The organism is Streptomyces tardus (genome assembly GCF_018101125.2).
In the GTDB taxonomy this organism is placed as follows: domain Bacteria; phylum Actinomycetota; class Actinomycetes; order Streptomycetales; family Streptomycetaceae; genus Streptomyces; species Streptomyces tardus.
The window spans coordinates 2,110,998-2,133,702 of the sequence record NZ_JAELVF020000001.1; the positions used below are offsets into that span (position 1 = coordinate 2,110,998).

The window sequence follows — 22,705 nt, forward strand, 5'->3', positions numbered from 1 at the left end:
CGCCGTGCCGGCACGCGGCGGCGCACACGACGCACGCCGGCGGTCCGAGCGCGGACCGAGCGCGGACCGGGCAGCAGACCGGACGCGGGCCGGGCAGCGGCCCGCAGACGGAACAACCGGCCGCGGACGGACAGCGGCCGGAGGGGGACTGACAGCGGGCCGGGCGGGTGTTCTGCACACCCGCCCGGCCCGCTGTCGTCAACAGGTCGCGCTCCGGGGCCGCGCGGGGCACTGCCCCGACGGCCACTCGCGGCTAATCGTCCTGGCTTCGCGAGCCCCCGAAGAGCGTGCCGCCGCGTTGGCCGTTGGAGGCCCCGACGTCGGTACCACCGTCCTGGCCGCCGTCCTGGCCGCCGTCCTGACCGCCGTCCGGCCCCTCGTTGGTACCGCCGGCATCGTCCTCGTCGCAGTCCGGCTCCCAGGGGAGACAGGGCGTCGCGGGGTCGCTGGGCGAGGGGCTCTCGGACGGCTCGGACGGCTCGTCCGAGGGCTCCTCCTCGGACTCGGTCGGGTCGGGCGTCGGATCGGGGGTCGGATCGGGTGACGGGCTCGGGGACGGTACGCCCTCGCTGTCCTCGACGTTGTCGATCGGGCTCGGCTGCGGGAACTCCTCCGCCTCCTTGCCCTTGAGCGCCGCCGTCATGTACTCGGTCCACACCTCGGTGGGCAGGGCACCACCGTTGATCGCCTCGAAGCCGCCGACCCCGCGCATGGACAGCGGGGTGCCGTCCTTGGGGTCGGAGCGGAACATCGCGACGGAGGTGGAGAGCTGCGGCGTGTAACCGACCCACCAGGCCGACTCGTTGCGGTCGGTGGTGCCGGTCTTGCCGGCCGCCGGGCGGCCGAGCGCCCTGGCCGCCTTGCCGGAGCCCTCCTCGCCCTCGATGACGTCCTGGAGCACGTCGGTGACGGTGTCCGCGACGTTGGAGTCGATGGCGCTGCGCTTGGTCGGCTTGTCGAAGCCCTCCAGCTCCTCGCTCTCGCTGACCACCCGGGTCACCGAGTACGGCTCGGTCTGGGTGCCGGAAGCGGCGAAGGTGGCGTACGCATCGGCCATCCGGATCGCGCTCGGGGTCGAAGTGCCCAGCGCGAAGGAGGGGTTGAGGTGCGGGTTGGTGCTCTCCTTCTTGATGCCGGCGGCCATCGCGGTGTCTCTGACCTCCGCCATGCCGGCGTCCATGCCGAGCTGGACGAAGGGGGTGTTGGCCGAGACCTCCATGGCCTTGCGCAGCGAGATCGGTCCCCAGTCCTTGTCGTTCATGTTGACCTGGCGGAACTTCTCGTTCTTGCTGTCGAGGTACTCCGAGCCGTCCTGGTTCTTGATGGTGATCTTGTTGTCGCCGTTGTACTTGCTCTCCGGCGAGATCCCCTGGCCCTGGCTCTTGGCGGTGCCGTTCTCCATCGCCGCCGCCAGCACGAACGGCTTCCAGGTCGAACCGACCGGTACACCGAGAGTGTTGGCGTTGTTGGCGTAGTGGCCCTTGTCGAAGCCCTCACCGCCGTAGACGGCGATGATTCTGCCGTCTCCCGGCACCACCGAGGCGGCACCGAACTGGACATGCTTGTCCACGTCCCGCTTGTCGGTGTCCAGGTTCTCCTTGCGGACCCGCTTGACCGACTTCTCCAGCTGCCCGACCTTCTTCTTGTCGAAGGTCGTGTAGATCTTGTAACCGCCGCGGTCGAAGCGCTCCTTGGTGATGCTGGTCTTGTTGAGCACCTCGGCGCGGGCGATGTCCATGAGGTAGCCGACCTGGCCGACCTTGCCGCTCTGGTCCTGCCGCTGCTGCGGCTCGGGGAACTCGGTGTACTTCTCCCGATCCGACTTGGTCATCGCGCCGGTCTCGACCTGGCGGTCCAGCACCCACTTCCAACGGGCCTCGGCCCGCTTGCGGTTCTCCTTGGCCGAGCTGTTGGGCCCGACGCCGCCGTGCGGATCGTAGAGGTCGGCGCCCTTGAGCACGGTGGTCAGCAGAGCCGACTCGTCCGGCTCCAGGTCCACCGCGTCCTTGCCGTAGTACGCCTGAGCCGCGGCCTGGATGCCGTACGCGTGGCGCCCGTAGTAGCTGGTGTTGAGATAGCCCTGAAGGATCTCGTCCTTGCTCAGCTCGGTGCCGGCCTTGATGGAGATGAACAGCTCGCTCACCTTGCGGCTGATCGTCTGCTCCTGGCTCAGCATGGAGTTCTTGACGAACTGCTGGGTGATCGTCGAACCGCCCTGGGTCTCCTTGCCCCTGGCCATGTTGAACACGGCGCGGGCGATGCCCTTGGGGTCGATGCCCGGGTCGTCGTAGAACGTCTGGTTCTCGGCGGCGATCACGGCGCTCTGCATCGACTTCGGGATCTCGCCGATATCGACGTTCTGCCGGTTCGTCTCGCCCTCACGACCCAGGATCTGGTCGTTCGCCCAGTAGTAGACGTTGTTCTGGGCCTTGGCCGCCTCGGTCTCGTCGGGGACGTCGACCCAGGCGTAGCCGATGCCCGCGGCACCGAGCAGCAGGGCGACGAAGCCGATACACATGGCCATGACCTGTTTCCAGGACGGCAGCCAGCGCCGCACCCCCGACTTGCCCGCACGCGGATAGTCGATCAGACGCTTCCTGCCGGACGCTGCCGGCGGTTCGGCCCTGCGGCCACGGCGCCCACCGGCCGCGGCAGTCGAGGCGGGCGCGGAAGCGTTCTCGGCGCTCTCGGCTCCGCGGCGGCGACCGCGCTGCGCGGCTCTGCGCGCCTCGGCTCTGCCGCCGACGGGGCGCCCCTCCGGCGCCGCACCGTACGAACTGGTGGTGGCGCCCTGGGGCGGTGTCCCGCCCGGGGGCGGTGTGCCGCCCGGGGCTGGTGTCCCGCCCCGGGGTGGTGTCGCACGCCTGCCGCCGGACGGCGGCTGCACGGCACGACGACCGCGCTGCGGCGGTTTGCGACGGTGCTCGCTCATGGGAAAAGCTACTCCTCGGTCAGGCACCCACGCCTGAAGGCGGCAGTGTACTTCCGGCCCCCCGAAGTGCGACCCACCAGGTGAAGAGGGCGCACTACATCCAGGACGACGACGCGTGGGGACGCCGATCGGTTCCCGGTGGTGTTCTGCACAGCGTCAGGTTACGCACGTACAGAAGATGCTCAACAGGTCATCCCTTATCAAACAGGGCAGTTGGGGCCTGGCGATTCCGTGATCTGAATCCCTTTCGCCGATCCCGACCTTGCCGACCGTGTCCCTGCGCCCTATCGTCTGGATGTATCGAGTCGATACATCAACTCGGCATAGGGCACACGGCGGACACAGGTCGCAGGTGGTCATCACCACGACCGGCGGTCCACCGCACACGGACAGCGACAGCGGAAGGGATGGGTCGACCTCGATGAGCAGACGGTCGGGCGTCCTGGAGTTCGCCGTTCTCGGTCTGCTGCGTGAGTCCCCCATGCACGGGTACGAGCTGCGCAAGCGACTCAACACTTCGCTGGGCGTCTTCCGGGCGTTCAGCTACGGCACCCTCTACCCCTGCCTCAAGGCACTGCTTCAGCAGGGGTGGATCGCCGAGGAGCCGGGTAGCGCGACTACCGAGCCCCTCACCGCACAGCTCACCGGTCGCCGGGCGAAGATCGTGTACGCGATCACCGCCGAAGGCAAGGACCACTTCGAGGAGTTGCTCGCCCAGACAGGTCCCGACACCTGGGAGGACGAGCACTTCGGCGTGCGTTTCGCCTTCTTCGGCCAGACCTCGCGGGACGTACGGATGCGGGTCCTGGAAGGACGTCGCAGCCGCCTGGAGGAGCGCCTGGACAAGATGCGCGCCTCGCTGGCACGCACCAGGGAGCGTCTGGACGACTACACCCTCGAGTTGCAGCGACACGGCATGGAGTCCGTGGAGCGTGAGGTCCGCTGGCTCAACGAGCTCATCGAGAGCGAGCGGGCCGGGCGCGACAAGCGGGACCAGTCCCCGCCCGAAAGAGCCTCCTCGCAGGAGGCCCGGGCCGAGGACGGACCCGCCGAAGGTCGGCGTCAGTCAGAGAACACGGGCGGGCTGCCCCGGCATCGGGGTAGTGCCCGGCCGGACTCGTCCGAGGACATCAAGTAGGGACTCCGCGTCCGCGGGTCTTCTCCGAGAACGAACAGGGAGCAACCGGAATGGGTTCGGTTCGCGTAGCCATCGCCGGCGTGGGCAACTGCGCCGCCTCGCTTGTGCAGGGCGTCGAGTACTACAAGGACGCCGCCGCGGACAGCCGCGTCCCGGGTCTGATGCACGTTCAGTTCGGCGACTACCACGTCAAGGACGTCGAGTTCGTCGCCGCCTTCGACGTGGACGGCAAGAAGGTGGGCCTCGATCTCGCGGACGCCATCGGCGCCAGCGAGAACAACACCATCAAGATCTGCGACGTGCCGCCGAGCGGTGTCACCGTCCAGCGCGCCGAGACCCACGACGGCCTCGGCAAGTACTACCGCGAGACCATCGAGGAGTCCGACGCCGAGCCGGTGGACGTCGTCCAGGCACTCAGGGACGCGCGGGCCGACGTGCTCGTCTGCTACCTGCCGGTCGGCTCCCAGAGCGCCGTCGAGTACTACGCGCAGATCGCCCTCGACGCCGGTGTCGCCTTCGTCAACGCGCTCCCGGTCTTCATCGCCGGCACCAAGGAGTGGGCGGACAAGTTCACCGCGGCCGGTGTGCCGATCGTCGGCGACGACATCAAGTCCCAGGTCGGCGCGACCATCACGCACCGCGTGATGGCGAAGCTGTTCGAGGACCGCGGCGTCGTCCTGGACCGCACGATGCAGCTGAACGTCGGCGGCAACATGGACTTCAAGAACATGCTGGAGCGGGAGCGGCTGGAGTCCAAGAAGATCTCCAAGACCCAGGCCGTCACCTCCCAGATCCGTGACCGCGAGCTCGGTGCGGACAACGTCCACATCGGCCCCTCGGACTACGTGGCCTGGCTGGACGACCGCAAGTGGGCCTACGTCCGCCTCGAGGGCCGTGCCTTCGGCGACGTCCCGCTGAACCTGGAGTACAAGCTGGAGGTCTGGGACTCCCCGAACTCCGCCGGTGTCATCATCGACGCCGTCCGCGCGGCGAAGATCGCGATGGACCGCGGTATCGGTGGCCCGATCCTCTCGGCCTCCTCGTACTTCATGAAGTCCCCGCCCGTGCAGTACTTCGACGACGAGGCGCAGGCCAACGTCGAGAAGTTCATCAAGGGCGAGGTCGAGCGCTGATCCGTCCGCGCACCTGCGGCGGATGACCGCCGCCGGACGCAACCGAGTGGGGCCCTTCCTCGCCGAGATCCTGAGAGATCGACGCGAGGAAGGGCCCCAATCGTGTGCCGGCGTTCGGCGTTGACGGCTCAACTCGGGCCGGGGGTGCGGGGGTTCCGCGGGCGGCTCGTTTCACGTGAAACAGGCCGGGGGAGCGTCAGCGCTCAACCAGCCGGTCGAACTGGGTCGTTGTGTGCCGCAGATGCGCGGTGAGCTCGTCGCCCACCCGCGGTTCGGGTGCGTCCGAGGGCACGAAGAGAATCGACACCTGCATGTGCGGCGGTTCGGCGAACCAGCGCTGCTTGCCCCCCCAGACGAAGGGGGAGAGGTTGCGGTTCACCGTGGCGAGCCCGGCGCGCGCGACGCCCTTCGCCCGGGACGTCATCCCGTGCAGGGCCTTCGGCGCCTCGAGGCCGACCCCGTGCGACGTACCGCCGGCGACCACCACGAGCCAGCCGTCGCCCGGGGACTTGGCCTGGCGGTAGCCGAACCTGTCCCCCTTGGTCACACGCGTCACGTCCAGCACAGCGCCGCGGTACTCCGTCGCATCGTGGTCGCCCAGCCACAGCCTGGTCCCGATCCGCGCACGGAAACGAGTCTGCGGGAACTGCTGCTGGAGCCGGGCGAACTCGTCCGGCCCGAGGTGGCTGACGAACATGGTGTCCAGCGGCAGCCGGGCGGCACGCAGCCGGTCCATCCAGCCGATGACCTCGTCCACCGCGTCGGTGCCGTCGGTCCGGTCGAGCGGCAGATGGATCGCGAAGCCCTCCAGCCGCACGTCCTCGATCGCGGCCCGCAGCCGACCCAGGTCCTCCTCCACCACTCCGTGGCGCTTCATGCTGCTCATGACCTCGACCACGACGCGAGCGCCCACCAGCGCGGCGACACCGTCCACCGAGGAGACCGAACGGATCGCCCGGTCCGGCAGCGGCACTGGCTCCTCACCGCGACGGAACGGCGTCAGCACCAGCAGATCGCCGCTGAAGAAGTCCTTCATCCGGGCCGCTTCGTACGTCGTGCCGACCGCCAGCACGTCCGAACCGAACTGCGACACCTCGTCGGACAGGCGCTCGTGGCCGAAGCCGTAGCCGTTGCCCTTGCAGACCGGGACTATGCCCGGGAACCGTTGGAGCATCGCGCGCTGATGCGCCCGCCAGCGATCAGTATCGACGTAGAGGGTGAGCGCCATGGCCGGTAGGACACCTTTCTTGAGGTCTGTCGGGTCTCTTGTTGTCTGTCGGGTTTCGCGGGAACGAAGTCCACCGAGCCGCGGGTGCAGAACCTCACCGGCAGCTCAGCGGCGACAGGCCGCGGGGGCCGCCCGCGGGAGTCACCGCCGAGGCGGCAAGCCCCGCGGCTCGACGGGGTGTCAGCGGCGCGACATGTAGATGTCCAGCGCCTTGTGCAGCAGCTTGTTGAGGGGGAAGTCCCACTCGCCGATGTACTCGGCAGCCTCGCCACCGGTGCCGACCTTGAACTGGATCAGCCCGAAGAGGTGGTCGCTGTCGTCGAGCGAATCCGAGATGCCGCGCAGGTCGTACACGCTCGCACCGAGCGCGTAGGCGTCCTGGAGCATCCGCCACTGCATCGCGTTGGACGGGCGCACCTCGCGCTTGTGGTTGGCCGAGGCGCCGTAGGAGTACCAGACGTGACCGCCCACGACCAGCATGGTCGCCGCCGCCACGGCCTCGCCCTCGTGCATCGCGAAGTACAGCCGCATCCGGTTCGGGTCCTCGGTGTTGAGGGCCTTCCACATCTGCTGGAAGTAACTGAGCGGCCTGGGGCGGAACTTGTCGCGCTCGGCGGTGATCTCGTACAGCCGCTGCCACTCCGCCAGGTCCTCGAAGCGGCCCTGGACGACCTCGACGCCGGCTTTGTCGGCCTTCTTGATGTTGCGCCGCCACAGCTGGTTGAAGCCCTTGTGGACCTCTTCCAGCGAACGGTTCTCCAGCGGCACCTGGAAGACGTAGCGCGGCTGCACATCGCCGAATCCGGCGCCGCCGTCCTCCCCCTGCTGCCAGCCCATCTTCCGCAGCCGGTCGGAGACTTCGAAGGCGCGGGGCTCGATGTGCGTCGCCTCCACGTCCCGCAGCCGCTTGACCTCGGTGTCCTGTATGCCCTTCTTGATCGCCGCAGCATCCCACCTGCGGATCACCACGGGCGGCCCCATCTTCACCGAGAACGCACCCTTGTTCTTCAGGTGCGCCAGCATCGGCTGGAGCCACTCCTCCAGATTCGGGGCGTACCAGTTGATGACCGGCCCCTCGGGCAGGTAGGCGAGGTAGCGCTTGACCTTGGGCAGTTGGCGGTAGAGCACCAGCCCGGCGCCGACCAGCTCCCCGCTGCGGTCGTCGAACCAGCCGAGGTTCTCCGAGCGCCACTCCGTCTTCACATCCGCCCACGCGGGGACCTGGCAGTGGCTCGCCGAGGGCTGGCTCCGGATGAACTCCAGATGCTGCTCACGGCTGATCGTCCTCAGGGTCAGACTCATAAGGGGGCGCTCCTCCGCGCTTACTTCGCCGGGTCTGCGCGAAGCCTACTGCGCGGGGCCCTCGCCACGCGTGGCCGTACCTGCCCCCGCCGAAGCCCGACGGCGGGGCTGGTGACGGCCGTGGCGCCGACCCGGTGGGGGCCGGACGCCGGAGCTGTCGTCCTTTCGTGTGGTCCTCGCAGCCGGCCGCGGGCACCCGGAGGCGGCCGGGGGCGTGCGTACGCCCCGAGGAGTGCGCAGGCAGGCTGCGGGCGGTACGCACCCCTCGGACGCACGGGCGGCGCCGGGGCTCAGCCGAGGAGGCCGCCCCAGAGGCCGCCGTGTGCGATGCCGATGTAGAGGCCGACCGCCGACGCGCCCAGGCCGAGAACGGACAGGAAGCGCTCGCCCGTGGTGGACGAGATCATCTGGCCCCACAGCCCCGCGCCGACGCCGAGCAGGCCCGACCAGGAGGCGATGAGGTGGAGCCCGGGGAAGAAGGCCGTGGCGAGGGCGACAAGACCGAGCACCGCCGCCGCCGCGGCGAACGCGTTCGCCGCCGGATGCGCTCTGCCGTCGCTGTTGAGGACTCTGCCGAGGGGGGAGGCGGGGGCGCGCTCCCGTACCGCATGTGCCATGTGGGCACCTCCTGCCGGTCGTACGGGTGCGCGGCGCCGGGGAGTGCGATGCCGCTCACACCCGATGTGTCCAGATTGCGTGCAGGGGTGGCCGGATTTCAAGCGGAGGGGTCGGGGCGGCTACTCTGTACCGTCTGCGTCGAAGTCCGACCGTTCCCTCGATGCCCCGCCACAGCCGCCGGCCGGTTGTCAGTGGCGTCGGATACAACGGTGGACAGCGAAGCAGGTACGCATCACGACCCTCCTGCCACGGAACGACCGTGGCCGCTGAGTCCAGAGGAGGTGGGTTTTTACATGCGTCACTACGAGGTGATGGTGATCCTCGACCCCGATGTCGAGGAGCGCTCCGTATCCCCGCTGATCGAGAACTTCCTCGCCGTCGTCCGTGAGGGCAACGGCAAGGTCGAGAAGATCGACACCTGGGGCCGTCGCCGTCTCTCCTACGAGATCAACAAGAAGCCCGAGGGCATCTACTCCGTGATCGACCTGCAGGCCGAGCCTGCGGTCGTCAAGGAGCTCGACCGCCAGATGAACCTGAGCGAGTCGGTTCTGCGGACCAAGGTCCTCCGTCCCTCGACCCACTGAGCGAGGGCCCGTCACGTACGGGTTTCCGGTTCAGCGGGCCGAAGAGTCCAGCGAGTAGCGGCAGCAACGCGGCTACCAGCACCAGCAGCCACACCCCGCACCGCCGAGAGGTTCACCCATGGCAGGCGAAACCGTCATCACCGTCGTCGGCAACCTGACCGACGACCCCGAGCTGCGTTTCACCCCGTCCGGTGCCGCCGTCGCGAACTTCACGATCGCGTCGACGCCTCGGACGTTCGACCGCCAGACCAACGAGTGGAAGGACGGCGACCCGCTGTTCCTGCGCAGCTCGGTCTGGCGTCAGGCCGCGGAGAACGTCGCGGAGTCCCTCACCAAGGGAATGCGCGTGATCGCCCAGGGGCGGCTCCGTCAGCGCTCGTACGAGACCCAGCAGGGTGAGAAGCGTACGGTCGTGGAGCTCGAGGTGGACGAGATCGGGCCCGCGCTGCGGTACGCCACGGCCAAGGTCACCAAGACCGGGTCCCGTGGTGGCGGCCAGGGCGGCGGCTTCGGCGGCGGCCAGGGCGGTCAGGGCGGTCAGGGCGGCGGCTGGAACGGCGGCGGCCAGCAGCAGGGCGGCGGCGGCCAGGGGGGCGACCCCTGGGCGACCGGCGGACCTGCCGGTGGCGGCGGCCAGCAGCAGGGCGGCGGCTGGGGCGGTGGCTCCGGCGGCGGCCAGGGCGGCGGCTACTCGGACGAGCCCCCCTTCTAGAGCCGTCAACCAGGGCGTCCGGCGAGGGCGTTCAGGGGTTCCGGGAGTGCGGCTCAGCACACACTTCTTGATTTCACTGGAGAGAGACAATGGCGAAGGCGCCTGCTCGCAAGCCTAAGAAGAAGGTTTGCGTGTTCTGCAAGGAGAAGATCTCCTACGTCGACTACAAGGACACGAACCTGCTGCGGAAGTTCATTTCCGACCGCGGCAAGATCCGTGCCCGCCGGGTCACCGGCAACTGCACCCAGCACCAGCGGGACGTCGCCACGGCTGTGAAGAACAGCCGTGAGGTGGCACTGCTGCCCTACACCTCGACCGCGCGATAAGGAAAGGGTGACCGACAGATGAAGATCATCCTGACCAACGAGGTCTCCGGCCTCGGAATCGCCGGCGACGTCGTGGACGTCCGCGACGGCTACGCCCGCAACTACCTTCTCCCCCGCGGTTTTGCGATCCGCTGGACCAAGGGTGGCGAGAAGGACGTCGAGCAGATCCGTCGCGGTCGCAAGATCCGCGAGATCGCCACGATCGAGCAGGCCAACAGCGTTCGCGGCCAGCTCGAGTCCACCAAGGTGCGGCTCAAGGTCCGCGCCGGCGACGGCGGCCGTCTTTTCGGTTCCGTCACCCAGGCCGACATCGCCTCCGCGGTGAAGGCCTCCGGTGGCCCGGACCTGGACAAGCGCCGTATCGAGCTCGGTTCTCCGATCAAGAGCCTGGGCGGCCACGAGGTCTCCGTGCGTCTGCACGCTGACGTCACCGCCAAGGTCGGCATCGAGGTCCAGGCCGCGTAAGCGGTCGGCGGCTCCTGCCGCTGCAAGCCCGAGGGGCCGTGCTCTCCGTTGCGACGGAGAGCACGGCCCCTTCGGCGTTCGCGGTCGCTGTCCGCCCGCTGCTTCGGCGGGCCCGACTCGGCGGCGCGACGCGGCGAGGCGCGCACGGCGCCGTCGACGACGCAGCGCGTCGGGCGTACGGGCGGGTGGCGCTCGCCCTCAGCGCACGGCGCCGGTCACCACCCACGCTCCGGAACGCGCCCGCCACCACAGCGTGGCCAGCCGGACCGACATCATCAGTCCCGCCAACGCAGCCCAGAGCGCGGTCAGCCCGCCGCCCAGCGCCGGCACGGCGAACGCCGCCGGGGCGAAGACCACCAGCACCGCGAGCATGGCCCAGGCCAGGTACGGACCGTCGCCGGCGCCCATCAGCACTCCGTCCAGGACGAAGACGGCGCCCGCGATCGGCTGCGTCACCGCGACCACGAGCAGTGCGGCGAGCAACTGCCCGCGCACCTCTTCATCCCCGCTGAACAGCCGCCCCACGAACGGCGCCGACACCGCCACCAGGACCCCGAGCACCGCCCCGGACGCGACGCCCCACTGCACCATCCGCCGGCACGCGGCCCGCGCGCCCTCCGCGTCGCCGGCGCCCAGATACCGGCCGATGATGGCCTGCCCGGCGATCGCGATGGCGTCCAGGGCGAAGGCCAGCAGGGACCACACGGTGAGCGTGATCTGGTGCGCGGCGACCTCCACATCGCCCAGTCGAGCGGCGACCGCGGTGGCGATCATCAGCACCGCGCGCAGCGACAACGTCCGCACCAGCAGCGGGACTCCGGCCTGGGCGCACGCGCGGATGCCGGCGGCGTCGGGCCTCAGCGAGGCGCCGTGGCGCCGGGCGCCGCGCACCACCACCGCGAGGTACACCGCGGCCATGCCGCACTGGGCGATCACGGTGCCCCAGGCGGAGCCCGCGATCCCGAACCCGAGCCCGTAGACGAGAAGTACGTTCAGCGCGGCGTTGGCGCTGAAGCCGCCGATGGCGACGTAGAGCGGGGTGCGGGTGTCCTGGAGTCCGCGCAGCACACCGGTGGCGGCCAGGACCACGAGCATCGCGGGGATGCCGAGCGCGCTGATCCGCAGATAGGTCACCGCGGACGGCGCCGCCGTCGCCGAGGCGCCGAACGCATCCACCACCGCGGGGGTGAGCGGCCAGAGCACCGCGGCGACCGCGGTGCCGAGCAGCAGCGCCAGCCAGACTCCGTCCATGCCCTGCCGGATCGCCGCGGCGAGGTCGCCGGCGCCGACGCGGCGGGCGACAGCGGCGGTGGTCGCGTAGGCGAGGAAGACGAAGATGTGCACACCGGTGCCGAGCAGCGCCGCCGCGATACCGAGCCCGGCGAGCTGCGGCGTACCGAGGTGGCCGACGATCGCGCTGTCGGTCAGCAGGAAGAGCGGTTCGGCGACGAGCGCGCCGAAGGCGGGCAGCGCGAGGGCGATGATCTCGCGGTCGTGGCGGCGGGCTTCGGCCCTGCGCCCGCCCTTCGGCCCGGGTGCTGCGGTGGTGCCGACGGGCGTGGCGTCGGGCCCGGTGCGGTGCTCTGGCATGCGTCTGATCCAATCATCCACAGGTAATGATCGCAATGGTCACTGGGCTATTACAGTTGCGCGGAACGGGCGATGCGACACGGGTCGGCGCGGAGAACTTCACCAGCTCGGCCAACTTTTTCTCCTACACAGAGCGTGGACGACAAAACCCCAGCTCAGAACGGAAGTTCAGAGCTGGGCGCCAACTTCTCCACAGCACTGTCCCCTGACTCGCCCACAGGAAGACCGGGGTTCTCCACAGGTTCGGTGCGATCACCCACAGGGGCCTGTGGATAACTGAATTGGTGTCTGACCCCGCGCGCCTTACCGTTGTCCGGCACCTGCCCCGTGTGCGACTCGGCTTCGCCGCCCGTTCGGCGCGCGGCCACATCGCCGGCAGGACGTGATCTGTCAGTACGGTGCCGTAGCAATGTGCCGTGACGAACCAGCCGTACGGCACCGCCGCACGGCAGCAGTCGACAAGCGCCGCACGAGCACCGCCCACCGCCGGGTGCGGCCCGTCGGCCGGTGAGGAGGTGGCGCGGGGTGACACAGCCCGAGCGTCTCGAGAGCCCCTGGGCGGCCGGCCCCGGCGGCGGCCACCCCGGCGAACGCATGCCCGCCCGGCAGCGCCGTGCCGACCACCGCGAGGGCCCGGACTCCTACGGCGAGAACGGCTACGGCAGCCATCCCGACCCCTCCGGCGGTGACTCGGTCGGCTACCCGGGGAGCGCCTTCGAGCGCGTCCCGCCGCAGGACCCCGCGGCCGAACAGTCCGTGCTCGGCGGCATGTTGCTCTCCAAGGACGCCATCGCCGACGTCGTCGAGGTCCTCAAGGGCGCCGACTTCTACAAGCCCGCACACGAGACCGTCTACCAGGCCATCCTCGACCTCTACGCCAAGGGCGAGCCGGCGGACCCCATCACGGTCGCCGACGAGCTCACCAAGCGTGGCGAGTTGGCGAAGGTCGGCGGCAACGGCTATCTGATGTCGCTGGTCCAGGCCGTTCCCACCGCGGCCAACGCCGAGTACTACGCCGAGATCGTCCACGAACGCGCGGTTCTCCGCCGCCTGGTGGAAGCCGGCACCCGTATCACCCAGATGGGATACGCGGCCGACGGCGACGTGGACGACATCGTCAACTCCGCCCAGTCCGAGATCTACCAGGTCACCGAGCAGCGCACCTCCGAGGACTACCACCCGCTCGTCGACATCATGGAGGGCGCACTCGACGAGATCGAGGCGATCGGATCCCGCAGCGGCCAGATGTCCGGCGTCCCCACCGGATTCGCCGACCTGGACTCGCTCACCAACGGTCTCCACCCCGGCCAGATGATCGTCATCGCCGCCCGTCCCGCGATGGGCAAGTCGACGCTGGCACTGGACTTCGCGCGGGCGTGCTCGATCAAGAGCAACCTGCCCAGCGTGATCTTCTCGCTGGAGATGGGCCGGAACGAGATCGCGATGCGCCTGTTGTCCGCCGAGGCCCGGGTGGCGCTGCACCACATGCGCTCCGGCAGCATGACCGACGAGGACTGGAACCGCGTCGCCCGCCAGATGCCTCAGGTCACCGACGCACCGCTGTACATCGACGACTCGCCGAACCTGTCGATGATGGAGATCCGCGCCAAGTGCCGCCGCCTCAAGCAGCGTCACGACCTGCGGCTCGTCGTCATCGACTATCTCCAGCTGATGCAGTCCGGCGGCGCCCGACGTCCCGAGTCGCGCCAGCAGGAGGTCTCGGACATGTCCCGGAACCTCAAGCTGCTCGCCAAGGAGCTGGAGGTCCCCGTGATCGCGCTCAGCCAGCTCAACCGTGGCCCCGAGCAGCGCACCGACAAGAAGCCGATGGTGTCCGACCTTCGTGAGTCGGGATCGATCGAGCAGGACGCCGACATGGTCATCCTGCTGCACCGCGAGGACGCGTACGACAAGGAGTCCCCGCGCGCGGGCGAGGCCGACCTGATCGTCGCCAAGCACAGGAACGGCCCGACGGCCACCATCACCGTCGCCTTCCAGGGCCACTACTCCCGCTTCGTCAACATGGAGAGCGGCCTGTAGGTCGCCGGCTGGTTGCTTGTTCGTGTTCGGGTGGGTGACCTGTCCGGTCCCGGTGTGGGAACCTCGGGCGGAGGCGAACGCAGCGCTCGTGGAGAGGCTGCCGACTGTCCCGGGGTGACTCGTGGCAGCAGGGACACCGCGCGCAACACCGGGCACAACCGGCTCACGGCAGCCGATCGCACCGGTGACATCCGCGCCGGTGAGCAGGTGGTTCGCGGACGGAGGGAGAGAAGAGTTCGCATGGACTCCCGGATCGCCCGCATCCGACGCAAGCTGGCCGAAGTGCCCTGCACCGCGTGGCGAAGCCACTCCTTCGGCGAAGAGAAGCACGGGTTCCGCCTCGAACCCCCGTTGTCGGACTCGAAGGTCGCCGAGTTGGAGACCGACCATCACATCGAACTGCCCGATCCCTACCGCCGCTTCCTGACCACGCTGGGCGGGGGCGGAGCCTCGCCGTTCCACGGCCTGCTGCCGTTGCAGTCGTGTCGGCTGTTCACGATGGACCCCCGCTGCGAGACCGGCCGCCCTTGGGGGTTCACGTTCGCAGGCGGTCCGCCTCACCGAAGTGACCTTTTCCTGCACATCATCGAGGCGGGATGCACCGACCTGGTGCTGCTCGGCATCACCGGCCCGCTGGCCGGCCGCGTCGTCACCGGCAACTCCGACGGCTTCCGGGGCCCCGACGTCTCGTCATCCACTGACTTCCTGGCCTGGTACGAACGCTGGCTCGACCACATGCTCGACGGCCGCGACAACCGCGAGCTGGAACTGACCTCACCCGCCCTGCGCGCACCCGTCGATCGCGTCCTGAGGCAGCACCGCGACGGCGAGGATCTGTCACGGCCCTGAGGACTCGGAGCTGTGTCGTCCGTTGGGGAACGGCTCCACGCGGCCGGTCAGCCGGTCGGCCGGTCACCTGGTCACCTGCACGACGGCGGACCCGGGAACCTACAGCGGCTGCACGCATGCCGTCCGCACCGGCGAGCCTCAACCGGGCCCCGGGACACGGGCGTTGCTCGCGGGCGATCAGCCGTGTGCCCCACGGGCCAGCCCGCCTCGTCACAACCCGCCGCTTCACCAGCCCGCGTCCACGCGCGCCGCGTCCACGGCAACGTCCAACTGAACGGCACCCCGCAGAGCGTGCGCGCAGCCCGGTAGGGGATTCATGAGCTCTCGGCGCTCAGGAAGATCTTGCGCCTTCAGCGCTCGGATGTGGGAGCAGGATCTTTGCGCTTCACAATCAACGCCAAGCCGACGCCAGCAGTCATGATGGCAGCCGCCGCTGAGACGCGTTCGGCCTCTATGAAGCCTGTCAGAGTGAGCAGCGTGAGCGCTGCGGTAGCGAGTGACGCAGTAGCTACCAGTAACTTGCGGTACCGGCGGCGCGTAGTGTGTGTCATTGGGTCTCTCCTCAACCGTGGGACCCCGGCGGCTCCCTGTTGACGCAGGGGGTCGCCACCTATACGGCGGCGGTTCCAGACAGCCGGGCTAGAGACACTTTACACACGCAGGAATACCAAGAGTCGGGCTTTGACCTTCGAATCGAAGGTATACAGACTCCAAAAGCAAGCAAAATATAACCACGGCCCCTACCTTCCTAGGAAGGCAAGGTGGAGGTAGCGGGCATTGGAGTCCAATGCCTTACTTTCAAAGGCTCCCGAGCCCACGGGCCTGTGATTGCATAAAATGTGATTTCGGTCACTCCACCTTGAGGGTGTGACCCTCGCGCATCCCACAGCGCCACGCCTGCGCGTACGGGCGCGTACGGGCGGGCGGCGCATACGGGCGTCGGGGCGGTAGGAACCGGGGCAGAAGCCCGCGACCCGCGGCCCAGGCGCCGGCCTCCCGGCCGTCGTCGCCGTGAACCCGCCGTCGTGGCGCAGGAGTTGGGCTGCCGCCGACCCGGCAGGGCGGCGCACGGGCGGCGACCCGCAGCCGCCGACCCGCGGGCGGCGGCCCGGTGGGCCGGACTCGCAGGTCGGTGTCGCATCGCCGGGGTTCGCCGGGACCGGCCGCGTTTCGGCGATGTGGGCGAGGGCGCGGCCGGTCAGTCTGCTCGTCGAGGACGGACTCGTTCCGGGTCCGGGTCGGTGCCGGGGCCGTGGGGGAGGGCCAGGGCCCGGGCGAGGCAGACGAAGGCGAGCGTGGTGGCGAGGGCTCGTACGGTGTTCCAGACCGTCCAGAGCTTCTCGTCGAGAGCCGCACGGGCCTCGGCCCAGTCGGCTTCGGTGGTGAGTTCGCCGAAGGATCTCAGCTCCTGGTTGAGCGGTTCGTGCACGGCGACGGTGATCACCCAGGCCAGTACGAGGAACAGCAGCGCGGCGAGGATCCAGCGCAGTGCGGTACGCGCCGACTTTCGCGCCCCCGGGCCCGCCACCGCGCCCGCCGCCTTCGGCGGCTTCCGGTGGCGGTGGAGCACGGCGGAGACGGCGGTGAGGAGCAGCGCTCCGGTGAAGCCGACGCCGATGAACAGCGGTCCGACGATCGCCCTGTCGAGTGCCCGGAAGGCGGTGACGAAGGTACGGTCGTCGACCTCGCCCAGACCGGGCATGACGGCGTTCGACCAGTCGAAGAAGACGCCCGCGGTCAGCCCGGTGGTCAGGGTGGCGGCGAGGAGGACCAGGAGGCGGAGGGTGCTGTTGCCCGCAGTGGGACGGGCGGTGCTTTCAGTGTCTTGCGGTGGCGCATTCATGTATCCAGAAAAGCCCGATTTGCCGAGACGCTCCATGACTTCGAAGCTCGCGTCCATGTGAATATGTCCACCGACCCCTGTGGACAACTGTGCGGCAAGCCGGTGGGCGCACAGGCCCCGCGGGGCTGTGGACAACCCTCGGTACTCGTCCTGTGCGCGGTCTACCGTGGGGGCATGGACCCGCTCACCGCACTGCTGGACGCCCCGCGTGCCAGTGGCGCGTTCCTCCTCCGGGTGACGATGTCGCCGCCGTGGTCGGTACGGGTGCAGGACGAGGCCCCGCTCGCGGTGGTGGCCGTCACCGGCGGCCGGGCGTGCTACGCACCGGAAGGCGGCGATCCGGTGCACCTCGGCGCCGGCGATCTGCTGCTCATCGCCCGCCCCGATCCGTATCTGTTCGCCGACTCCCCCGACCGTGCGCCACAGGCGGTGATCCACCCCGGTGGCCGCTGCGAGACACCGCTGGGCGGCAGCCTGGACCTGCCGATGAGGCAGGGCGTACGGAGCTGGGGGAACGCGGCGCAGGGCCGGGACGTGATGCTGGTCGGCAGCTACCCGCGCGTCAGCGAGGTCGCCGCCCGCCTCATCCGGGCGCTGCCACCGTCGGTGCTGGTGCGCGCGGACGAGCACCGTACGAGGCTGATCGACGTCCTCGCCGACGAGATCCAGGGGGAGGGGATCGGTCAAGCCGCCCTGCTGGACCGGCTGTTGGACGGTCTGACGGTCTGCGCGATCCGCCACTGGGCCCACTCGTCCGCCTCCGGCGCGCCGGGTTGGCTGCACGCGGGTGCGGACCGGGCGATCGGTTCCGCGCTGGATCTCATGCACGAACGCGCCGAACACCCGTGGACGGTCGCCTCGTTGGCGCAGCAGGTCGGCCTGTCCCGGGCCGGTTTCTCGCGGCGTTTCGTGACCGCCGTCGGGGAGCCGCCGATGGCGTATCTGACCTCCTGGCGGCTGGCGCTCGCCGCGGACCTGCTGCGGCAGCAGGACCTGCCGGTGTTCCGGGTGGCGTCGGAGGTGGGCTACGGCAGCCCGTTCACGTTCAGCACCGCGTTCAAACGGCACTACGGCGTCAGCCCTCTGGGTTGGCGGCAGCGCGGGACCGAGACCGCGGCCACCGGCGCTCCGGCGTCCTGACTCCGCCGAAACGACTCCGCCGCACCGCTCCGGGACGATCACCAACTCCCCTCACTGACAGGGCAGTTGAGCGCGCCACCAGAACGGAGTACGGAACTGTTCGCCGATACGGGGCGTCCCTGCCAGTGAACTGAGGAACGGGGGCGCACCGTGTCAGAACCATTCGAAACCGGCGTGTACGGGCTGAGCGGCGAACTGCGACAGCTCGGTCCGTACCGGCTGCTCGCCCAGCTCGCCACCGGCGGCATGGGCCTGATCCACCTCGGCCGCAACACCACCACGGGCCGGATCGCGGCGCTCAAAACCGTGCTCGCTCCGGCGGGCGTCAGCGCGGAGGCGCGCAGGCGCTTCGAGCGGGAGGTCGGCCTCGCGCGCCGCGTCAACAGCAGGTACACCGCCAGCATCCTCGACTGCGACCTGACCGCGCCCCGCCCCTGGATGGCGATGGAGTACGTACCGGCGCCGTCACTGGAGGCGCTGGTCGTACAGCGCGGGCCGCTCACCGACCCGCGCGCCGTGCACTGGCCGGGCGCCGGCGTGGCCCGTGCGCTCAAGGAGCTGCACAGCAAGGGCATCGTCCACCGCGACGTCAAACCGCTGAACCTGCTGCTGACCGCCGACGGCCCGCGGGTCATCGACTTCGGCATCTCTCACGCCGGCGACCTCACGAGCACCCGACTCACGCTCGGCACGGTCGCGTTCGCGGCTCCCGAGCAGGCCGAGGGGGAGGCGAGCACTCCGGCGTCCGACATCTACTCGCTCGGGATCACGCTGTACTACCCGGCGTGCGGGAAGCTGCCGTACCCGGACACCCAGGAGCCGTTGCAGCAGCTCAACCACGTACGCCGCGCCGCCACCGATCTGAGCGCGCTCCCGTCGGGGCTGCGCGCCGTGATCGGCGACTGCACGGCGCCGCGCCCCGCCGACCGGCCGACGGCCGACCAGCTCGTCCGCCGCTTCGGCGCGGGCAGTTCGACTGCGCTGCCCGCCGCCTGGTCGGCGCTGATCACCTGGCACGCCAACGAGGGGCGCCGCCTGCAACGGGCCGCCGACCAGTCCGAGGCGGAGACAGTCACCAACAGTTGGATCGCGGGCGGCGCAGGCGCCACCCGCCGCAACACCGGACCGGGCGGCGCAGGCGGCGGGCAGCGCAGTCGAACTGCCCGCGCCGAAGCGGCGGACGAGCTGGTCGGCCGTCGGCCGGTCGGCGGGGCGCGGTGTGTGCGTCGGCCGCTCGTACGTGGGGCGTTCGGCGGGCTCGTACGGGTCGTCGGTGTCTGTGTCTGCTTCGGTGTCGATTGGGGTCGGTGAACCGGCTGTCGGCGTCGGGGGGTTGCCGGCGCGGTCGCCCGAGGAACTGCTCTTGTCGTTCAGGATCGGCACGAGTATCAGCACGCCGATGACGGCCGCGATGACGGCGAGCACACCACCCGCCCGGTTCGACCCCCCCGGAGCTTCCCGTGCCGCCGGCTCGTCCGGTGCCGCCTCCGGACGAGCCGGCGGCACGGGAAGCTCCGGGGGGGTCGAACCGGGCGGGTGGTGTGCTCGCCGTCATCGCGGCCGTCATCGGCGTGCTGATACTCGTGCCGATCCTGAACGACAAGAGCAGTTCCTCGGGCGACCGCGCCGGCAACCCCCCGACGCCGACAGCCGGTTCACCGACCCCAATCGACACCGAAGCAGACACAGACACCGACGACCCGTACGAGCCCGCCGAACGCCCCACGTACGAGCGGCCGACGCACACACCGCGCCCCGCCGACCGGCCGACGGCCGACCAGCTCGTCCGCCGCTTCGGCGCGGGCAGTTCGACTGCGCTGCCCGCCGCCTGGTCGGCGCTGATCACCTGGCACGCCAACGAGGGGCGCCGCCTGCAACGGGCCGCCGACCAGTCCGAGGCGGAGACAGTCACCAACAGTTGGATCGCGGGTGGCGCCCGAACCGCCCCAGTAGCGGCGGGCGTTGCGGTTGTGGGCCACCGCGCCGCAGCCGAGGTCCAGGGCCCGGCCGACCGGGAGTTCGGCGGTCTCGGTGACCAGTACGCCGTTGACGGCTCCGCTGAAGAGCTGCTCGCGGCTGCCGTAGAGCTCGTCCCAGAACTGCTGGTCCATGGTGATGTCCCCTCGGAGAGTGACGGATGTGCTGCTGCGGCCAAGGTGCCCCGAGCGGAAACGGCGCGGCAAAGTTCGTTGCGGTTTCGGCAACTCGTACGGCTGGGGCCCGCGGGGAGCGGGCGGACGCGGCGTACGTGGGCGCGGGGACGCGGGACGGCGACGTTGCGGGCGCGGGTCTCGTCGACGAGACCCGCGCCCGCAACGTCGCCGTCCCGCGTCCCCGCGCCCACGTACGCCGCGTCCGCCCGCTCCCCGCGGGCCCCAGCCGTACGAGTTGCCGAAACCGCAACGAACTTTGCCGCGCCGTTTCCGCTCGGGGCACCTTGGCCGCAGCAGCACATCCGTCACTCTCCGAGGGGACATCACCATGGACCAGCAGTTCTGGGACGAGCTCTACGGCAGCCGCGAGCAGCTCTTCAGCGGAGCCGTCAACGGCGTACTGGTCACCGAGACCGCCGAACTCCCGGTCGGCCGGGCCCTGGACCTCGGCTGCGGCGAGGGCGGCGACGCGCTGTGGCTGGCCGGCCGGGGCTGGCAGGTGACGGCGACCGACATCTCCCGCACGGCGCTCGACCGTGCCGCCGCCACCGCCGCCGAGGCGGGCCTCACCGAGAGGGTGACCTGGACCCACGCCGACCTCTCGCGCACCCCGCCGCCCGCCGACTCCTTCGATCTGGTGAACGCCCACTACTTCCCGCTGGAGGTCGAGCCCGGTCACGCGGCCCTGCGCGCACTGCTGGCCGCCGTCGCACCGGGCGGGACCCTGCTGTACGTCGGCCACGACGTCGCCGGCCTCACCGCTGACGACACCCACGGCTTCGACCCGCACGCCTACTACAAGCCCGCCGAGGTCGCCGCCCTCCTGGACGACCGCTGGACCGTCCTCGTCGACGAGACCCGCGCCCGTACGACGCCCGCACCCGAGGGCACCCACCACACCCACGACACTGTCCTGCGCGCCCGCCGGCGCGACTGACGCACACACCGAGCCGCACGGCCTCCAACAGGCCGCGGGATCAGGCCGGTTGAGCCGGCTTCCACGGGCCCCGGCGCGGCGCCGCCCGTACGACAGCCGGCGCCGCCGGCAGGGCTCACTCCGTCGCCGCGCCGGCGCCCGGGGCACCCGCTCCGGCGTCGGCACCGGCGTCCGCGCGAGCACCCGCTTCGGCGTCCGCTCCGGCGTCAGGGGTGCGTTCGGCGAGGCGGGCGTAGCGCTGGCGGGCTGCCTGCGGGGTGGCCAGACCGAGGCCGAAGGCCACGTCCGGCCAGGTCATCCCGCGCCCGCGCGCCATCCGCAACAACCCCGCCTCCAGCTCGTCCATCTCGCCGCGCATCAGCGGGACGAGGCTGAGCGCGGCGGTGATGTCGGACCGGTCCACCTCCGGCTCGTCCTCGTCGAGCATCGCGGCACCGCTGAGCAGGAACGACACCAGCCGTACCGCCTCGTGGGGGCCGAGCACGGCCGGGTGCGCCTGCCGGGCGCGCTGCTCGGTGGTGGCCGCGTGCCGTTCGGCGATACGGAAGAGGGAGGCGTACACGCGCTCCGCCCGGACCTGCTCCGGGTGGGGTGCGACGAAGGGGTCGCCGGACTGCTGCTCCGCTGGGTTCTCCATACCCACCAGAGTGCGGGAGCAACGCAGCAGAGTCAACTTTCCGTTGTGAACATTTTGTTTGCATCAGGGCCGAGCCTGCGCCGATCCAGCGAGACCCCGGTTGCTTCCGTCGATACGACCGGCCGCGTGTTGGGGAGGCGATTCCCGCCCCAACCGCCCGGTCCGGGGCGGCTGTTGAGGAACCCGCTCGACGTCGCCGCGCCCCGGGCGCACCGCCCGGGCCCCGCACACGAAGCGGTGCGCACGCGTGTAGGCCAGTGCGTCAGTACGCGTCGAAGTCCCGTACGGGCCGGGGCCCCGGGCGGCTCAGCGCACGATCAGGGTCACACCCGCGGTGATACCGACCGTGATGATCACCCCGCGCAGCACCGCGGGCGGCAGGCGTCGACCGACCCGGGCGCCGAGCAGCCCGCCGATCGTCGCGCCGACGGCGATGACCAGCACCACCTTCCAGGCGATCTGCGCGACCGCGATGAAGATGACGGCCGCGACGCCGTTGACGATCGAGGCCAGAACGTTCTTCACCGCGTTCAGGCGCTGCAGGTCCTCCTGGAGGAAACTCCCGAAGAGGCCCATCAGGATGACGCCCTGGGCCGCCCCGAAGTAACCCCCGTACACCCCCGTGCCGAGCACACCGCACCACATCGGCAGCCCGCCGTCCTCGCGCTGCAGGGCGCTCGCCGCCCGCCGCTCCCGCGTCCAGCGGTTGATGCGCGGTTGCAGCAGGACCAGCAGACAGGCACTGAGGATCAGCACCGGGACGATGGTGTCGAACGCCGACTCCGGCAGCTTCAGCAGCAGCAGCGCGCCGAGCAGGCCGCCCAGCAGCGAGGCCGAACCGAACCGCAGCACCCGCCGCAACTGGCCGCGCAGCTCCCGCCGGTAGCCCCAGGCCGCGCTGACAGTGCCGGGGACGAGCCCGAGGGTGTTGGAGACGTTGGCGAGCACCGGCGGATAGCCGAAGGCGAGCAGCGTGGGAAAGGTGATCAGCGTGCCCGATCCGACGACCGCGTTGATACCGCCGGCGGCGATGGCGGCGGCACCGATCGCCAGAGCCTCGACCGCGTCCACTGGACCA

The 22,705-nt window shown here is 70.2% G+C and carries 20 protein-coding genes; 11 read left to right on the plus strand and 9 right to left on the minus strand.

Features of this window, described 5'->3' with window-relative positions; genetic code table 11:
* Nucleotides 1-253 precede the first annotated feature (253 nt).
* Nucleotides 254-2,932: a transglycosylase domain-containing protein gene (locus JGS22_RS09075; RefSeq protein WP_211039697.1), complete on the minus strand. Its 2,679-nt coding sequence runs from the start codon at nucleotides 2,930-2,932 to the stop codon at nucleotides 254-256.
* Nucleotides 2,933-3,353: 421 nt separating this feature from the next.
* On the opposite strand from JGS22_RS09075, the gene JGS22_RS09080 reads away from it, so the two are divergent.
* Together JGS22_RS09080 and JGS22_RS09085 are read left to right on the plus strand one after the other, a co-directional pair.
* Entirely contained in the window at nucleotides 3,354-4,070 is a 717-nt protein-coding gene (locus JGS22_RS09080; RefSeq protein WP_211039698.1) for a PadR family transcriptional regulator, read from the plus strand.
* A 50-nt stretch (nucleotides 4,071-4,120) separates the two neighbouring features.
* On the plus strand, nucleotides 4,121-5,203 hold the full coding sequence (locus tag JGS22_RS09085) for an inositol-3-phosphate synthase (RefSeq protein WP_211039699.1): 1,083 nt from the start codon (nucleotides 4,121-4,123) through the stop codon (nucleotides 5,201-5,203).
* Between the two features lie 196 nt (nucleotides 5,204-5,399).
* On the opposite strand, the gene JGS22_RS09090 is transcribed toward JGS22_RS09085, so the two are convergent.
* From JGS22_RS09090 to JGS22_RS09100, 3 genes are all read right to left on the minus strand, one after another.
* Entirely contained in the window at nucleotides 5,400-6,431 is a 1,032-nt protein-coding gene (locus JGS22_RS09090) for an alanine racemase (RefSeq protein WP_211039700.1), read from the minus strand.
* Between the two features lie 180 nt (nucleotides 6,432-6,611).
* Entirely contained in the window at nucleotides 6,612-7,733 is a 1,122-nt protein-coding gene (locus JGS22_RS09095) for a lipid II:glycine glycyltransferase FemX (RefSeq protein ID WP_211039701.1), read from the minus strand.
* Between the two features lie 290 nt (nucleotides 7,734-8,023).
* Nucleotides 8,024-8,350: a hypothetical protein gene (locus JGS22_RS09100; protein WP_211039702.1), complete on the minus strand. Its 327-nt coding sequence runs from the start codon at nucleotides 8,348-8,350 to the stop codon at nucleotides 8,024-8,026.
* Between the two features lie 294 nt (nucleotides 8,351-8,644).
* Between JGS22_RS09100 and rpsF the strand changes: the two genes are divergently transcribed.
* The 4 genes from rpsF (at nucleotide 8,645) to rplI (ending at nucleotide 10,438) form a co-directional block, all read left to right on the plus strand.
* Nucleotides 8,645-8,935 carry a 30S ribosomal protein S6 gene (gene rpsF / locus JGS22_RS09105; protein WP_211039703.1) on the plus strand — a complete coding sequence of 97 codons (291 nt, stop codon included), beginning with the start codon at nucleotides 8,645-8,647 and terminating at the stop codon, nucleotides 8,933-8,935.
* A 118-nt stretch (nucleotides 8,936-9,053) separates the two neighbouring features.
* The gene (locus JGS22_RS09110) at nucleotides 9,054-9,647 is read left to right on the plus strand and encodes a single-stranded DNA-binding protein (protein ID WP_211039704.1); all 594 of its coding nucleotides are present in this window, start codon (nucleotides 9,054-9,056) and stop codon (nucleotides 9,645-9,647) included.
* Between the two features lie 89 nt (nucleotides 9,648-9,736).
* The gene (gene rpsR / locus JGS22_RS09115) at nucleotides 9,737-9,973 is read left to right on the plus strand and encodes a 30S ribosomal protein S18 (RefSeq protein ID WP_211039705.1); all 237 of its coding nucleotides are present in this window, start codon (nucleotides 9,737-9,739) and stop codon (nucleotides 9,971-9,973) included.
* An 18-nt stretch (nucleotides 9,974-9,991) separates the two neighbouring features.
* Nucleotides 9,992-10,438 (plus strand): 50S ribosomal protein L9, encoded by a 447-nt coding sequence (gene rplI, locus JGS22_RS09120; RefSeq protein WP_211039706.1) that lies wholly within the window; start codon nucleotides 9,992-9,994, stop codon nucleotides 10,436-10,438.
* 198 nt (nucleotides 10,439-10,636) lie between these two features.
* Here rplI and JGS22_RS09125 read toward each other — a convergent pair whose 3' ends face one another.
* Nucleotides 10,637-12,028 (minus strand): MATE family efflux transporter, encoded by a 1,392-nt coding sequence (locus JGS22_RS09125; RefSeq protein WP_211039707.1) that lies wholly within the window; start codon nucleotides 12,026-12,028, stop codon nucleotides 10,637-10,639.
* 594 nt (nucleotides 12,029-12,622) lie between these two features.
* On the opposite strand from JGS22_RS09125, the gene dnaB reads away from it, so the two are divergent.
* Both dnaB and JGS22_RS09135 read left to right on the plus strand, forming a co-directional pair.
* Nucleotides 12,623-14,068, plus strand: a complete 1,446-nt coding sequence (gene dnaB / locus JGS22_RS09130; RefSeq protein WP_236073616.1) for a replicative DNA helicase — start codon at nucleotides 12,623-12,625, stop codon at nucleotides 14,066-14,068.
* 240 nt (nucleotides 14,069-14,308) lie between these two features.
* Nucleotides 14,309-14,917 (plus strand): SMI1/KNR4 family protein, encoded by a 609-nt coding sequence (locus JGS22_RS09135; protein ID WP_211039709.1) that lies wholly within the window; start codon nucleotides 14,309-14,311, stop codon nucleotides 14,915-14,917.
* A gap of 1,198 nt (nucleotides 14,918-16,115) precedes the next feature.
* Here the strand turns inward: JGS22_RS09135 and JGS22_RS09140 are convergent.
* On the minus strand, nucleotides 16,116-16,760 hold the full coding sequence (locus tag JGS22_RS09140) for an anthrone oxygenase family protein (RefSeq protein ID WP_211039710.1): 645 nt from the start codon (nucleotides 16,758-16,760) through the stop codon (nucleotides 16,116-16,118).
* A gap of 174 nt (nucleotides 16,761-16,934) precedes the next feature.
* On the opposite strand from JGS22_RS09140, the gene JGS22_RS09145 reads away from it, so the two are divergent.
* Nucleotides 16,935-17,900 carry an AraC family transcriptional regulator gene (locus JGS22_RS09145; protein ID WP_211039711.1) on the plus strand — a complete coding sequence of 322 codons (966 nt, stop codon included), beginning with the start codon at nucleotides 16,935-16,937 and terminating at the stop codon, nucleotides 17,898-17,900.
* A gap of 150 nt (nucleotides 17,901-18,050) precedes the next feature.
* Nucleotides 18,051-19,211: a serine/threonine-protein kinase gene (locus JGS22_RS09150; RefSeq protein WP_216814909.1), complete on the plus strand. Its 1,161-nt coding sequence runs from the start codon at nucleotides 18,051-18,053 to the stop codon at nucleotides 19,209-19,211.
* Between the two features lie 344 nt (nucleotides 19,212-19,555).
* Here JGS22_RS09150 and JGS22_RS27360 read toward each other — a convergent pair whose 3' ends face one another.
* Nucleotides 19,556-20,011, minus strand: a complete 456-nt coding sequence (locus JGS22_RS27360; RefSeq protein ID WP_372454210.1) for a hypothetical protein — start codon at nucleotides 20,009-20,011, stop codon at nucleotides 19,556-19,558.
* Nucleotides 20,012-20,381: 370 nt separating this feature from the next.
* Between JGS22_RS27360 and JGS22_RS09160 the strand changes: the two genes are divergently transcribed.
* Nucleotides 20,382-20,990: a class I SAM-dependent methyltransferase gene (locus JGS22_RS09160; protein WP_211043729.1), complete on the plus strand. Its 609-nt coding sequence runs from the start codon at nucleotides 20,382-20,384 to the stop codon at nucleotides 20,988-20,990.
* A 115-nt stretch (nucleotides 20,991-21,105) separates the two neighbouring features.
* Here JGS22_RS09160 and JGS22_RS09165 read toward each other — a convergent pair whose 3' ends face one another.
* Both JGS22_RS09165 and JGS22_RS09170 read right to left on the minus strand, forming a co-directional pair.
* Nucleotides 21,106-21,627, minus strand: a complete 522-nt coding sequence (locus JGS22_RS09165; RefSeq protein ID WP_236073089.1) for a DNA-binding protein — start codon at nucleotides 21,625-21,627, stop codon at nucleotides 21,106-21,108.
* A 306-nt stretch (nucleotides 21,628-21,933) separates the two neighbouring features.
* On the minus strand, nucleotides 21,934-22,698 hold the full coding sequence (locus JGS22_RS09170) for a sulfite exporter TauE/SafE family protein (RefSeq protein WP_211043731.1): 765 nt from the start codon (nucleotides 22,696-22,698) through the stop codon (nucleotides 21,934-21,936).
* Nucleotides 22,699-22,705: the final 7 nt, after the last annotated feature.

What these genes read in the sequence shown, in the direction of transcription:
- JGS22_RS09110 (WP_211039704.1), top strand. Translation starts at nt 9,054, where the DNA reads ATGGCAGGCGAAACCGTCATCACCGTCGTCGGCAACCTGACCGACGAC.
- JGS22_RS09160 (WP_211043729.1), top strand. Translation starts at nt 20,382, where the DNA reads ATGGACCAGCAGTTCTGGGACGAGCTCTACGGCAGCCGCGAGCAGCTC.
- JGS22_RS09085 (WP_211039699.1), top strand. Translation starts at nt 4,121, where the DNA reads ATGGGTTCGGTTCGCGTAGCCATCGCCGGCGTGGGCAACTGCGCCGCC.
- JGS22_RS09125 (WP_211039707.1), bottom strand. Translation starts at nt 12,028, where the DNA reads ATGCCAGAGCACCGCACCGGGCCCGACGCCACGCCCGTCGGCACCACC.
- JGS22_RS09165 (WP_236073089.1), bottom strand. Translation starts at nt 21,627, where the DNA reads ATGGAGAACCCAGCGGAGCAGCAGTCCGGCGACCCCTTCGTCGCACCC.
- JGS22_RS09140 (WP_211039710.1), bottom strand. Translation starts at nt 16,760, where the DNA reads ATGAATGCGCCACCGCAAGACACTGAAAGCACCGCCCGTCCCACTGCG.
- JGS22_RS09135 (WP_211039709.1), top strand. Translation starts at nt 14,309, where the DNA reads ATGGACTCCCGGATCGCCCGCATCCGACGCAAGCTGGCCGAAGTGCCC.
- JGS22_RS09080 (WP_211039698.1), top strand. Translation starts at nt 3,354, where the DNA reads ATGAGCAGACGGTCGGGCGTCCTGGAGTTCGCCGTTCTCGGTCTGCTG.
- rpsF (WP_211039703.1), top strand. Translation starts at nt 8,645, where the DNA reads ATGCGTCACTACGAGGTGATGGTGATCCTCGACCCCGATGTCGAGGAG.
- JGS22_RS09100 (WP_211039702.1), bottom strand. Translation starts at nt 8,350, where the DNA reads ATGGCACATGCGGTACGGGAGCGCGCCCCCGCCTCCCCCCTCGGCAGA.
- JGS22_RS09075 (WP_211039697.1), bottom strand. Translation starts at nt 2,932, where the DNA reads ATGAGCGAGCACCGTCGCAAACCGCCGCAGCGCGGTCGTCGTGCCGTG.
- rplI (WP_211039706.1), top strand. Translation starts at nt 9,992, where the DNA reads ATGAAGATCATCCTGACCAACGAGGTCTCCGGCCTCGGAATCGCCGGC.
- dnaB (WP_236073616.1), top strand. Translation starts at nt 12,623, where the DNA reads ATGCCCGCCCGGCAGCGCCGTGCCGACCACCGCGAGGGCCCGGACTCC.
- JGS22_RS09145 (WP_211039711.1), top strand. Translation starts at nt 16,935, where the DNA reads ATGGACCCGCTCACCGCACTGCTGGACGCCCCGCGTGCCAGTGGCGCG.
- JGS22_RS09095 (WP_211039701.1), bottom strand. Translation starts at nt 7,733, where the DNA reads ATGAGTCTGACCCTGAGGACGATCAGCCGTGAGCAGCATCTGGAGTTC.
- JGS22_RS09090 (WP_211039700.1), bottom strand. Translation starts at nt 6,431, where the DNA reads ATGGCGCTCACCCTCTACGTCGATACTGATCGCTGGCGGGCGCATCAG.
- rpsR (WP_211039705.1), top strand. Translation starts at nt 9,737, where the DNA reads ATGGCGAAGGCGCCTGCTCGCAAGCCTAAGAAGAAGGTTTGCGTGTTC.
- JGS22_RS27360 (WP_372454210.1), bottom strand. Translation starts at nt 20,011, where the DNA reads ATGGACCAGCAGTTCTGGGACGAGCTCTACGGCAGCCGCGAGCAGCTC.